We start from the raw sequence: 11,362 nt of genomic DNA, 5'->3' as shown, positions 1-11,362 counted from the left end.
TTGCACAGGATGCAATGTAGGATTCGTTGGTCAGGTTATTGGCATTCACTCGTACATCGACACCCTTGAGCCCCACCTTGCCGAGATCGTACCCCTCGGATGCATCCAGTAACGTATAGGCGGGTACCTTCATGGTGTTCTCTGCATCGACGCGCTATCTGGATGATGGTGCGGTGCCCATCGACAACAATGCCGTGGAGAACCAGATCAGGCCGTGGGCGCTCGGTAGGTCGAACTGGCTCTTCGCCGGATCGCTGCGTAGCGGTAAACGGGCTGCGGCGATCATGAGCCTGATCCAGTCGGCGCGCATGAACGGGCATGATCCGTATGCCTATCTCAAGGATGTGTTGATGCGGCTGCCGACGCAGAAGACCTGTGAGATCGAGCAGTTGCTGCCGCATCAGTGGATGGCTAGCCTGCGCAAGGCGTGTTCCTGGTACGTTCACGTTACAGCGGCACACTCGCCGCCTTGAGCTGCCTAAGGACGAAGCTGGAGACCGAATGTCGTAGACCTGGGATCTTGTAGAGCTTTTCCCTGAGGAGCCTCTCGTAATCCCGTGTGTCCTTCACTGCGAGACGGAGAAAGTAATCGTATTCACCGGACACGAGATACGCTTCGATGACCTCAGGAATCTCAGCGAGGGCCTTCTCAAACGTGGCGAGCACTTCATCACCGTGCTGGTCGAGAGTCACCATAACTATCAGCCCTTCCCCATACCCGAGAGACGCCATGTCGATTCTCGCTTGGTATCCCTGGATGATCCCAGCTTCCTCCATGCGCTTGATGCGCTGCCAGCAAGGACTTGAGGACAGTCCTACTTGCTTCCCGATTTCCTGAAGACTCGCTCGGCCATCCTGCGTGAGAACCCCGAGAATCCTCCTGTCCATGCTGTCCAATTGATTGTTCTGCATGTTCTGCAAACCTCAGAAATATTTACTGAATGGTAGGCATTTAGCCGAACAGGACGAAAGCACTTTCTGTGGTCGGAGGGAGATAATTCCATTGCAGCCCAGTAGCGCAGCAAGCTACGTCATCAGTGCGCCGGAGTGTGCAATCCACCGACGGCAGACCACGAGAGGGCTGGACTCCCAAAAGGAATACAGCGAGATGCACAAAGTGAGATACGACATGCCAGAGGCTCTGAAGAGTCTTGAATTCATCCTTGAACAAGTCATCTACGGAACCGAGGTAATCATCGCTCGGGATGGCGTGGAGATCGCCCGCGTGACAGCCGTTGAGGGCCTCACGAAGCGCCGCTCGGTTTCATTGGAGGCGACACATGAGCACCAATGACAGCGCCCTATATCCTCGACACACGGCCCTTGATGACGCCTACGGCCTGTTTACTGGAATCGCCTTGGCCGCAACTGGAATCGCCATCCTGGGCAAGTCTGGGCTTATCACAGGGGGCATCGCTGGGATGGCCTTGTTGGGGTCATTCATTAGTCCTTATCCTACATCGACTCTTGTCCCGGCTATCAACGTCCCGTTCCTTCTATTTGCTCTGTTCACCATGGGCCGAGCGTTCACCCTCAAAAGTGTCCTTGTGAGTTTCGCCCTAGGTGCGGGCGTCAAGCTCATTACACCGGCTCTCAATGTCTCCGGTGTGGATCCTTCGGTCGGTTGGGTGATCGGCGGGACACTCCTGGGAATGGGCATCCTGTGCCTTGCGAGACACAATGCCTCCATGGGGGGAACCGGATCGGTCGTCCTCTGGGTACAGAAGCGCTTCGGGATTAACGCGGGTATCTCTCAGCTTGCTTGTGACTGCATCCTGTTCCTCATTGCGAGTTTCTACCTGCCAGTCGATAAGATGGTTTGGTCTCTGGTGGGAACTGTAGCGATGAACCTCGTGCTCATCATCTGGCACAAGCCTGGACGTTATCGCGGGTAAGCGAGCTGAATCTTCTTGCTCAGCGCCTCGACCCGGGACTGCAACTGCAATGCCTGTGTCGCAAAGGCACGAAGCTGTTCCGGGCGATGGTGGGGTTCGGTAGGTGTGTTCGGCAGCCGCTTACAAAAAAACCACCGTCAAGGTGGTTTTTAATGGGCGGGTATTACTCTCCGCGGTATTCACATCCACTGGTACAGGTTTCGTGAATGCGTACGGCCGAGAGTTCTGGCAGCAAGGGTTTCAATTCATCCCAGATCCATTTCGCCAGGTTTTCGCTGGTCGGGTTTTCAAGCCCTGGAATGTCGTTGAGATAGTTATGATCCAGGCGTTCATAGATCGGTTTGAAAATGGCCTTGATCTCGGAGAAATCGCGTATCCAGCCAATATGGGGGTCAACCTTTCCAGACAGGTGAATACCGACCTTGAACGAATGCCCATGCAGGCGCCCACATTTATGGCCTTCAGGTACGTGGGGGAGTCGATGCGCAGACTCAAAAGTAAACTCTTTGAAAATTTCCACTGTGTATAGGCTCTGGATAGATGGTGATGCAGAGGGCGAGTTTAACAGCAAAGGCTTGAAACACCACGCTCTGACAGGAGGAGGGCAGGCCTTTCTGTGGTGGCATGTAGCCAGATAGATTCAGCTTGAGTTAAGTTGATGCCTTTATCTTGGCTCTGTAGAAAGCATTTCTGCACAGGGAGCCTCATAATGAACGCGCTGACAACTTTGCTGACTGCCGCCACGCTTATGCTGCCCGCCGGACTGGCCATGGCACGAGACGTTGGGCCTGATGAAGCCTTGCGTCTGAGGGACGCGGGAACGATCCAGTCTTTTGAAAAACTGAATGAACATGCACTGGCCAAGCACCCCGGTGCAACCATTACCGAGACGGAACTCGAGAACGAATATGGTAAATACGTTTACCAGGTCGAGTTACGTGATACCCACGGTGTTCACTGGGACCTGAAGATAGACGCTGTTACTGGTCAGATATACAAAAACCATCAGGACAATTAATGAAGGTCGACAAGCGTCTCTACGCGATCCTTGGCTTGGGGCTGCTCTGTGTAGTTGCGCAGGCCAAGGACCTGAATCAGGATGAGGCACTCAATTTGCGACAGCGCGGTGTGATTCTGCCTCTTGAGCAATTCATCGAACAAGCATTGAGCCATCATCCAGGTGCCAGGCTGCTAGAGGCTGAACTGGAAGAAAAGAATGACCGGTACATCTATGAGTTTGAACTGTTGACCACGCAAGGGGTTGTTCGTGAGCTCAAGTTCGATGCGCGTGACGGCCGGCTTCTGGAAGACGAGGAAGATGATTGATGCGGCTATTACTGGTTGAGGATCATGTTCCTCTGGCAGACGAACTGATTTCGACCCTTGGCCGACAAGGGTATGCCGTGGACTGGCTGGCGGACGGCCGTGACGCGGTCTATCAAGGTGTGAGCGAGCCCTACGACCTGATTGTTCTGGATCTGGGGCTGCCTGGTCTTCCGGGGCTGCAGGTGCTTGAACAGTGGCGTGCCAAAGGCCTGGCGGTGCCTGTTCTTATCCTGACGGCGCGTGGATCCTGGTCCGAACGTATAGAAGGTTTGAAAGCCGGTGCGGACGATTACCTGACCAAACCTTTTCATCCAGAAGAACTGCAATTGCGCATTCAGGCATTGCTGCGCAGGTCTCATGGTTTGGCCAATCAACCGACCCTGGAGTCTGCCGGGCTTCATCTGGATGAAAGCCGGCAATGTGTCATCCGTGATGGTGTGGACATTCAACTGACTTCTGCCGAGTTTCGTCTGCTCCGTTATTTCATGCTTCATCCTGAGCAGATTCTTTCCAAAAGCCATCTTTCCGAGCACCTGTATGACGGTGAAAATGAACGCGACTCCAATGTGATTGAAGTCCACGTCAATCATCTGAGGCGCAAGCTCGGGCGTTCGGTGGTCACAACCCGTCGCGGCCAGGGTTATCTGTTTGGCGGTAATAACGGTTGAAGTCCATACAGCGACGTTTGAGCCTTGGCCTTATTGCGGTACTGGTCGTGGTGGGATTGGTCATGGCCCAGACCAGTCTGTATCTGTTCGAGCTGGGCCTGCAGCGTTATCTGGAGGCCGGGCTGCGCAAGGAAAGCGAAAGCCTGCTGGTTGCCCTGGTGCGAGGGCCTGTCGGAATCCAGCTGGATGAACAGCGACTGTCGGCGGCCTATCAACGTCCGCTTTCCGGTCATTACTTCCGCCTTGATTTTCCACAAGGCTCCTGGCGTTCCCGATCACTCTGGGATTTCGAGCTGCCAAAGCTTGACGGCCCGGGCTTGCGCGCAGACCTTGAGCTGGGACACACAGGGCAATCGCTTTTGTTGTTGACGGCCGATTACAGAAAGTTCGGGAAACAGATCACAGTGACTGTTGCTCAGGACTACACACCTGTCAGAGCCAGTTTTCAGCGCATGCAGCAGATTGGTCTGGGGTTGGGGCTTGCCGCACTCATACTGGTGCTTGTCCTGCAGCGGGTAACGGTACGCCGAGCCTTGCGCCCTCTGGAAAGGGTTCGTGAGCAGATATCGCAATTGCAGAAAGGCCAGCGCTCGCAACTGGATAATCAGGTGCCGCTCGAACTTGAGCCTCTGGTTGCCCAGATCAACCATTTGCTTGCCCATACCGAAGACAGCCTCAAACGCTCACGCAATGCGCTGGGCAATCTGGGGCACGCATTGAAGACCCCGCTGGCGGTCCTGTTGAGTCTGGCTTCCAGCGAGCAACTGGATGCCCATCCGGATTTGCGCAAGACCCTGCATGAGCAACTGGAAAACATCCGGTTGCGGCTGGAGCGGGAATTGAATCGCGCTCGTTTGTCCGGCGATGCATTGCCAGGTGCCCGCTTCGATTGCGATGCAGAACTCTCCAGTCTGTTTTCCACCTTGCAGATGATCCACGGTGAACATCTTGATCTGGTCAACGATGTTCAGAGTGGCCTGCATTTACCTTGGGACCGGGAAGACATTCTCGAGCTATTGGGTAACTTGCTGGATAACGCCTGCAAGTGGGCCGACAGTGAGGTCCGTCTGAACATCACGCGTCAGGGGCAAGGTTTCTGTCTGCTGATCGACGACGATGGTCCAGGTATTCCCGAAGCTCAACGTGCCGGCGTTTTCAGCCGTGGCACCCGCCTCGATGAGCAGATCACCGGCCATGGATTGGGGCTCGGAATCGTGCGCGATATTGTCGATGCCTGGGGCGGTGATCTGCACTTGCTCACCAGCCCGATGGGAGGTCTGCGCGTGCGTATCGACCTTCCCGAACGTACTTCGCCTTGATGCTTTTCTCGGACCTATCCTACAAAAAATAGAGAGGATCTTAATTCCTCAACCGGCTTGCCGATAAAGGGTGAAAGTGCTTCTCCTATAAAAATAACCGATAGGCCAATCTATGCGTCTGAGTTTGAAAGCCAAGGTATTGTCGTTGGCAGTCTTGCCAGTGTTGTTGTTTGCGCTTGTGATAAGCGCCACCACGGTATTTATCCTCCATCAACAGGCCGATAGAGAGGTCAGCGAGACACGGGAGCGTTTGCTGACGGAAGCCAGGACCACGCTGAAGAATTACGTAGATATCGCACTCAGTGGTATCAAACCCATCTACGATGCTGCTGCGCCAGGTGATGAGGCGCCCAAGGCCAATGCAATCAAACAAATGGCTTCTGTGAGCTACGGCAAGGATGGCTATCTGTTCGGTTATGATTCGGAGGTCGTACGGATTTTCAGAAGTACAAGTCCCGATGGTCTGGGCAAGAGCTTCAAGGAGGTCCGGGATCCCAATGGCGTTTATCTCAATCGAGAGCTGGTAGCCGCTGCCAAGACGGGCACGCATTATTCCTACTATTCTTCGGCGCTGCCCGGCAAGACGGAGCCTGTTCCGAAAGTGGGTTACACCGAATACCTGCCCAAATGGGATCTGGTGGTCGGCAGTGCCGTCAATCTCGACGGTGTCGAAGCTCAGATCGCTGTCGTCAGGCAAAGCGTCGATGCCCGTCTGCAGGGCATGCTGTACAGCATTGCGGGCATTACCCTGCTGGTACTCGTGATTATCGGTGCCATCGGTGTAGTGATGACCGGAACCCTGTTGCGACCTTTGCGTTTGATGAAAAACAACCTGGACGATATTGCCGCCGGCGAAGGCGACCTGACACGCCGTCTGGCTATCACCAGCCAGGATGAGCTAGGAGACCTCGCCGCGTCGTTCAACCGCTTTGTCGACAAGATCCATGGCATCGTTCGCCAGATCACCGAGATGACCACACAACTGACCGGGCTGGTCAGTGAGGTCTCCGATCAGGCGCAACGTTCGGAGCAGGCGATGGACCGTCAGCGCCATGAAACCGATCAGGTGGCAACCGCCATCAATGAAATGTCCGCCGCAGCCCAGGAAGTCGCGAAGAGTGCCCAAGGGGCTTCCATCGCCGCTCAGCAGACCGATGAGCAGGGGCGCACCGCCAAGCGTGTGGTCGATGGCAGTATCCGGCAGATTCACGTGCTGGTGGAGGACATCCGTAAAAGCGGTTCGTCGCTCGATAGCCTGCAGCAGGACGTGTCGTCGATTGTCAGCGTGCTGGACGTCATCCGGTCCATTGCAGAGCAGACGAACCTGTTGGCACTCAACGCAGCGATCGAGGCCGCGAGGGCAGGGGAGGCCGGGCGCGGTTTTGCGGTGGTCGCCGATGAGGTGCGGGCACTGGCCAGCAGAACGCAGCAAAGTACCCAGGAAATCCAGGGCATGATCGACCGTCTGCAAAAAGGCACTCAGGAAGCGGTGGGCGCCATGCGCCGTTCCAGTGAAGCGGGTGATGGCACGTCGACCCAGGCCAACGAGGCCGGGTTGTCACTGGTGACCATCAGTGAGCTGATCGCAACCATCAACTCCATGAACGCCCAGATCGCCAGTGCTGCCGAAGAGCAGACAGCGGTTGCCGAGGAAATCAACCGCAGTGTCCACCAGATCGCGACCGCCGTGGAAAGCGTGGCCGATGAAACCCGGCAAGGCGCACAGACGTCCCGCAGCCTGTTCGATCTGGGCAAGCGCCTGGGAGGGCTGGTGGCTCAGTTCCGCGTCTGATCCAGACGTGACAGGGATCGAACGGTCCCTGTCACGTTTCCATCTGGCTTTCTCTCTCGATCCTGATCAGCGCACAACCTGCACCGCAAGTTTTTCAGCGATTCTGGTCACTCGTTCGCCCAGCAGTTCAGCCGTTTTCAAATCGCCACTGCGGGGAGCCTCTTCGGTCGAGGCATCGGATGGCAAGATAGCCATCACACCGGCAAAGCTTCCTGTCCAGTTCACATCGTCAGGACCATGCACCTTCTTGTTGGAAGGCATCACGCCTGTTCCGACCCAGATCTGGCTATGTTTTTGAACTGCCATGCGTGACCGCCCATATAGGTGGGGGAGCCATAGATAATCGCATCTTGTTGCGCCAGAACGTCAATTTACCTCCACCGATCAGGACGTGTCCGTCGCGATTCGGGGAAGTCTGAGCACAAACGAAGCTTTGGTTCTCATGCGTGCTGCGCTTCAGGAGGCGGATGCTTATCGATTTTCCCATCCCTGATGACAGACCCAAAAAAAACCCTGCCGAAGCAGGGTTTTTCATTACCGATCGCTCTGTCTGTTACAGCACGGCGTTCAGTACCAGATCCAGCAACGGTTGTGGGTACACACCCAGCACGAAGGTCAGGATCGCGACAGCCAGCAGCATGACGCCACCGGTGCGCTGTGCCCAGTTGAAGGCCGCATCGTGGCGAGGCAGCTTGGCATCGACCAGATACATGGTGACCATCACCCGCAGGTAGTAGAACACGCCAATGGCGCTACCAATGACCAGAGCACCGATCAGCCACCACAGTTGCGACTCAACGCCGGTGGCAATGATGTAGAACTTGCCGATGAAGCCAGCGGTCAGCGGAATGCCCGCCAGGGAGAGCATCATCAGGGTCATGACGGCGGTCAGGTACGGACGACGCCAGAACAGGCCGCGGTACTCGAACATCGCATCGGCATCGCGGCCGCTGTACGGCGAGGACATCATGGTGATCACACCGAAGCTGCCCAGAGACGTCAGGACGTAGGTCGCCAGATAGACACCGATGGCCTCTACAGCCATACCCTTGCTGGCCACCAGTGCAATCATCAGGTAGCCGAAGTGGGCGATGGAGGAGTAGCCCAGCAGACGCTTGAGGTTGTTCTGGGTCAGCGCCAGCAGGTTACCGGCCAGGATCGAAGCCACGGCGATCACGGCCAGTACGTCGTGAAGCACGCCGCTGCTGGCTGCCGGGGAGATCTGGAACAGGCGCACCAGTACGGCGAAAACGGCCACCTTGCTGGCGGTTGCCAGGAAGGCGGCAACCGGGGCAGGAGCGCCCTCGTAGACGTCCGGTGTCCACAAGTGGAAGGGCACCAGCGACAGCTTGAACGCCAGACCCACAACCATCATGCCCAGACCCAGACTGGCGATCGGGCTTGGCATGCCGGTGGCGGCAATGGCCTTGCCGATACCGTCGAAGCTCAGGCTGCCTGCTTCTGCGTAGAGCAGTGCCATACCGAACAGCAGGAAGGCCGAGCCGGCGGCCGAGAGCACCATGTACTTGATGCCGCCTTCCAGCGAACGCTTGTTGAAGAAGGCATAGGCAACCAGACCGTAGACAGGAACCGACAGCAGCTCCAGACCGATGAACAGACCTGCCAGGTGTTTGGCACTGACCAGCACCAGACCACCGGCCGCAGCCAGCAGGATCAGCAGGTAAAGCTCTTCGCGGTTACCCGGATAGCCCGTCTTGTCGTCGCCCAGGTAGGCATGCGCCATGGTCACGCAGGCCAGGGTCGAGGCGAGGATGATTGCCATGTACAGGCAGGCGAAACTGTCGATTTGCAGCAGTGGCGTTACGGCCAGCGGCGCGACTTTCAAGGCCGGGTAGATCGACAGCAGTGCCAGGTTGAGCCCGGCTACCGACAGCAGGAATGTTTGCGAGTGATTGCGGCGCCATGCGATGGCCAGCATCACCACCACAATGGTGATGCTGGTGATCAGCAGCGGGGCAAGCGCAATAAAGTGTTGAATCGTCAGGTCCATAGCGCTCTTACCGGGCCGAAGCGAGTTGAGTGAAGGCAGTGCCTAGCCATTGCTGCACGCCGTGCATGGTCGCTGCCGACGTATCGAGGAACGGCTGCGGATAGACGCCCAGCACGATCAGCAATACAGCCAGGCCCAGCACCATGATCAGTTCCCGTCCATCCATGCCCTTGAGAATCTCTTCGGACTTGGCCGGGCCAAAGTAGGCGCGGTGGATCATGATCAGCGAGTAGACAGAGCCGAATACCAGACCGGAAGTGGCGATGGCCGTGATCCACGGAGCGCTGACGAACGTGCCCAGCAGAATCAGGAACTCGCCGACAAAGTTACCGGTGCCTGGCAAGCCCAGAGAAGCCGCGGCGAAGAACAGGCTGATGGCTGGCAGGTAGGCAATGCGCGACCAGATGCCGCCCATTTCACGCATGTCACGGGTGTGCAGGCGCTCGTACAACTGACCGCTGAGGATAAACAGTGCAGCCGCCGACAGACCGTGGGCGATCATCTGGATCACGACACCTTGCAAGGCTTGCTGGCTGCCGGAGTAGATACCGATGAGAACGAAGCCCATGTGCGAAACGCTGGAGAACGCGATCAGACGCTTGATGTCGGTCTGTGCGAAAGCCAGGAAGGCACCGTAGAAGATCCCGACCAGACCCAGGCCCATCGCAATCGGCGCGAACTCGGCCGACGCATTGGGGAACAGCGGAAGGGCGAAGCGCAGCAGACCGTAGGCCGCAGTCTTCAACAGAATACCGGCCAGATCGACGGAGCCGGCCGTCGGTGCCTGAGCGTGAGCGTCGGGCAACCAGGAGTGCAGGGGCACGACCGGCAGTTTCACCGCGAAAGCGATGAAGAAGCCCAGCATCAGAATGTATTCGGTGCCCGGTGCCAGTTTCGTCTTCAGCAGGTCCGCGTAAGCGAAGGTGATCACGCCGGTCTGGTTGAAGTGCACCAGTACCAGACCCAGGATCGCCACCAGCATGATCAGGCCGCTGGCCTGGGTGAAGATGAAGAACTTGGTCGCTGCGTAGATACGTGTCTTCTTGCCGTCCGACGAGCTATGACCCCAGAGCGCGATGAGGAAATACATCGGCACCAGCATCATTTCCCAGAAGAAGAAGAACATGAACAGGTCGATGGCCAGGAACACGCCAACCACACCGCCGAGAATCCACATCAGGTTGAGGTGGAAGAAGCCCACCTTGCGCTGGATTTCCTTCCAGGAGCACAACACCGACAGCACGCCGAGCAGGCCGGTCAGCAGGATCATCAACAGCGACAGGCCATCGAGCGCCAGATGCACGCTGATGCCGAAGCGCGAAATCCACTGCTGGTGGAATTCCAGGGTCCAGCTTGGATCGGCACCGGGAACCGGTGCGTAGCTGAAGTTACCGAAAGCCCACAACCAGAGGCCAAGGGCCAGTTCGAGGGACATGGTCAGCAGCGCAATCCAGCGCGGCAGTGTGGCGCTGACGCGCTCACACAGCCAGCACAGCAGGCCGCCGATAAAGGGGATCAGGATTAGCCAAGGCAGAATCATGACGGGCTCAATTCCTTTCGCAAATTCGCAAGGTTCATGTCAGACCGCAACCAGAACGACGGCACCCAGTACCAGAACGGCACCCACGGCTATCGAGGCAGCATACCAACGCAACTGGCCGGTCTCGGTGCGGCTCATGCTGTCATGACCCCCCTTGACCAGACGCGGGATCAAACCGATGGTGCGGTCGAACGGATCGCTACGCAGCACATGGCTGATCGCCAGATAAGGTTTGACGAACAGCTTGTCGTAGATCCAGTCAAAGCCCCATGCCGCAAACCACCAGGCCGAGAGAAGGCGTCCTGGACCGCTTTTGGCAATGGCCGTCACCAGACGACGCTTGCCCAGGAACAGCAGGGCGGCCAGCAGGATACCGGCCAGGGCGATGGCACCCGAAGCGATTTCCAGACTGTGCTTGGCTTCGCCGCCGGCATGACCGACGCTCTGTGGCAGTACATCGGCCAGTGGAGGTGTGATCATGGCGCCGACGAAGGTCGACAGTACGATCAGCACCGACAGTGGCAGCCAGTGAGCGATGCCATGACCGGCATGGGCTTCAGTCTTGGCTTCACCGTGGAACGCGATGAAGATCAGGCGGAAGGTGTAGATCGACGTCATGAACGCGCCGACCAGACCGGCATACAGCAGGCCTTTGTGACCGCTGGCGAAGGCTTCCCAGAGGATTTCGTCCTTAGAGTAGAAACCGGCGGTCAGCAGCGGCAGGGCAGCGAGTGCGGCACCACCGACGATGAAGCTGGCACGCCAGCAGCCAGTCCATCGGGCCGACGATGTGGGGCATCAGCACCCGCCC

The 11,362-nt window shown here is 57.3% G+C and carries 12 protein-coding genes and 4 pseudogenes; 9 read left to right on the top strand and 7 right to left on the bottom strand.

Features of this window, described 5'->3' with window-relative positions; translation table 11 throughout:
* Nucleotides 1-148, bottom strand: a pseudogene (locus ACIPY9_RS24235) (hypothetical protein); the annotation flags it as partial.
* On the opposite strand from ACIPY9_RS24235, the pseudogene ACIPY9_RS24230 reads away from it, so the two are divergent.
* Nucleotides 144-473 (top strand): annotated as a pseudogene (locus ACIPY9_RS24230) (transposase domain-containing protein); the annotation flags it as partial. The pseudogenes ACIPY9_RS24235 and ACIPY9_RS24230 sit on opposite strands and share 5 nt — an antisense overlap.
* Here ACIPY9_RS24230 and ACIPY9_RS24225 read toward each other — a convergent pair.
* A complete protein-coding gene (locus ACIPY9_RS24225; RefSeq protein WP_400707699.1) occupies nt 448-912 on the bottom strand; it encodes an Lrp/AsnC family transcriptional regulator in 465 nt (154 codons plus the stop codon). The pseudogene ACIPY9_RS24230 and the gene ACIPY9_RS24225 overlap by 26 nt on opposite strands.
* A gap of 196 nt (nt 913-1,108) precedes the next feature.
* Between ACIPY9_RS24225 and ACIPY9_RS24220 the strand changes: the two genes are divergently transcribed.
* Together ACIPY9_RS24220 and ACIPY9_RS24215 are read left to right on the top strand one after the other, a co-directional pair.
* Nucleotides 1,109-1,294, top strand: a complete 186-nt coding sequence (locus ACIPY9_RS24220) for a hypothetical protein (protein ID WP_177128753.1) — start codon at nt 1,109-1,111, stop codon at nt 1,292-1,294.
* Nucleotides 1,281-1,895 carry a YitT family protein gene (locus ACIPY9_RS24215; RefSeq protein WP_400707696.1) on the top strand — a complete coding sequence of 205 codons (615 nt, stop codon included), beginning with the start codon at nt 1,281-1,283 and terminating at the stop codon, nt 1,893-1,895. The genes ACIPY9_RS24220 and ACIPY9_RS24215 overlap by 14 nt, the downstream gene beginning before the upstream one ends.
* Before the next feature lie 163 nt (nt 1,896-2,058).
* Here ACIPY9_RS24215 and queD read toward each other — a convergent pair whose 3' ends face one another.
* Complete coding sequence (gene queD, locus ACIPY9_RS24210; protein ID WP_400707693.1) at nt 2,059-2,415, bottom strand: 6-carboxytetrahydropterin synthase QueD; 357 nt, start codon at nt 2,413-2,415, stop codon at nt 2,059-2,061.
* A 189-nt stretch (nt 2,416-2,604) separates the two neighbouring features.
* Between queD and ACIPY9_RS24205 the strand changes: the two genes are divergently transcribed.
* The 6 genes and pseudogenes from ACIPY9_RS24205 (at nt 2,605) to ACIPY9_RS24180 (ending at nt 7,000) form a co-directional block, all read left to right on the top strand.
* A complete protein-coding gene (locus tag ACIPY9_RS24205; protein WP_400707690.1) occupies nt 2,605-2,913 on the top strand; it encodes a PepSY domain-containing protein in 309 nt (102 codons plus the stop codon).
* Nucleotides 2,913-3,221 carry a PepSY domain-containing protein gene (locus tag ACIPY9_RS24200; protein WP_400707687.1) on the top strand — a complete coding sequence of 103 codons (309 nt, stop codon included), beginning with the start codon at nt 2,913-2,915 and terminating at the stop codon, nt 3,219-3,221. The genes ACIPY9_RS24205 and ACIPY9_RS24200 overlap by 1 nt, the downstream gene beginning before the upstream one ends.
* A complete protein-coding gene (locus ACIPY9_RS24195) occupies nt 3,221-3,889 on the top strand; it encodes a response regulator transcription factor (protein WP_400707684.1) in 669 nt (222 codons plus the stop codon). Before ACIPY9_RS24200 ends, ACIPY9_RS24195 begins: the two co-directional genes overlap by 1 nt.
* Nucleotides 3,886-5,208, top strand: a complete 1,323-nt coding sequence (locus tag ACIPY9_RS24190; protein ID WP_400707681.1) for a sensor histidine kinase — start codon at nt 3,886-3,888, stop codon at nt 5,206-5,208. Before ACIPY9_RS24195 ends, ACIPY9_RS24190 begins: the two co-directional genes overlap by 4 nt.
* A 112-nt stretch (nt 5,209-5,320) precedes the next feature.
* Nucleotides 5,321-6,142 (top strand): annotated as a pseudogene (locus ACIPY9_RS24185) (cache domain-containing protein); the annotation flags it as partial.
* Nucleotides 6,143-6,178: 36 nt separating this feature from the next.
* Nucleotides 6,179-7,000, top strand: coding sequence for a methyl-accepting chemotaxis protein (locus tag ACIPY9_RS24180; RefSeq protein ID WP_400707702.1), 822 nt, complete (start codon nt 6,179-6,181; stop codon nt 6,998-7,000).
* Between the two features lie 66 nt (nt 7,001-7,066).
* On the opposite strand, the gene ACIPY9_RS24175 is transcribed toward ACIPY9_RS24180, so the two are convergent.
* The 4 genes and pseudogenes from ACIPY9_RS24175 to ACIPY9_RS24160 form a co-directional block, all read right to left on the bottom strand.
* Nucleotides 7,067-7,306, bottom strand: a complete 240-nt coding sequence (locus tag ACIPY9_RS24175) for a hypothetical protein (RefSeq protein WP_400707679.1) — start codon at nt 7,304-7,306, stop codon at nt 7,067-7,069.
* A gap of 247 nt (nt 7,307-7,553) precedes the next feature.
* The gene (gene nuoN, locus ACIPY9_RS24170) at nt 7,554-9,011 is read right to left on the bottom strand and encodes an NADH-quinone oxidoreductase subunit NuoN (protein ID WP_400707676.1); all 1,458 of its coding nucleotides are present in this window, start codon (nt 9,009-9,011) and stop codon (nt 7,554-7,556) included.
* Between the two features lie 7 nt (nt 9,012-9,018).
* A complete protein-coding gene (gene nuoM, locus ACIPY9_RS24165) occupies nt 9,019-10,551 on the bottom strand; it encodes an NADH-quinone oxidoreductase subunit M (protein ID WP_400707673.1) in 1,533 nt (510 codons plus the stop codon).
* 39 nt (nt 10,552-10,590) lie between these two features.
* Nucleotides 10,591-11,310, bottom strand: a pseudogene (locus tag ACIPY9_RS24160) (NADH-quinone oxidoreductase subunit L); the annotation flags it as partial.
* Between the last annotated feature and the right edge of the window lie 52 nt (nt 11,311-11,362).

The sequence above is a fragment of the Pseudomonas sp. NPDC089734 genome, from assembly GCF_044748865.1.
Taxonomy (GTDB): domain Bacteria; phylum Pseudomonadota; class Gammaproteobacteria; order Pseudomonadales; family Pseudomonadaceae; genus Aquipseudomonas.
This window is presented reverse-complemented; position numbering and strand designations above follow the sequence as displayed.

Bases quoted from the DNA above. Each gene is read 5' to 3' on its own strand.
- ACIPY9_RS24225 (WP_400707699.1), bottom strand. From the start codon at position 912: ATGCAGAACAATCAATTGGACAGCATGGACAGGAGGATTCTCGGGGTT.
- ACIPY9_RS24220 (WP_177128753.1), top strand. From the start codon at position 1,109: ATGCACAAAGTGAGATACGACATGCCAGAGGCTCTGAAGAGTCTTGAA.
- ACIPY9_RS24215 (WP_400707696.1), top strand. From the start codon at position 1,281: ATGAGCACCAATGACAGCGCCCTATATCCTCGACACACGGCCCTTGAT.
- ACIPY9_RS24205 (WP_400707690.1), top strand. From the start codon at position 2,605: ATGAACGCGCTGACAACTTTGCTGACTGCCGCCACGCTTATGCTGCCC.
- ACIPY9_RS24200 (WP_400707687.1), top strand. From the start codon at position 2,913: ATGAAGGTCGACAAGCGTCTCTACGCGATCCTTGGCTTGGGGCTGCTC.
- ACIPY9_RS24195 (WP_400707684.1), top strand. From the start codon at position 3,221: ATGCGGCTATTACTGGTTGAGGATCATGTTCCTCTGGCAGACGAACTG.
- ACIPY9_RS24180 (WP_400707702.1), top strand. From the start codon at position 6,179: ATGACCACACAACTGACCGGGCTGGTCAGTGAGGTCTCCGATCAGGCG.
- ACIPY9_RS24175 (WP_400707679.1), bottom strand. From the start codon at position 7,306: ATGGCAGTTCAAAAACATAGCCAGATCTGGGTCGGAACAGGCGTGATG.
- nuoN (WP_400707676.1), bottom strand. From the start codon at position 9,011: ATGGACCTGACGATTCAACACTTTATTGCGCTTGCCCCGCTGCTGATC.
- nuoM (WP_400707673.1), bottom strand. From the start codon at position 10,551: ATGATTCTGCCTTGGCTAATCCTGATCCCCTTTATCGGCGGCCTGCTG.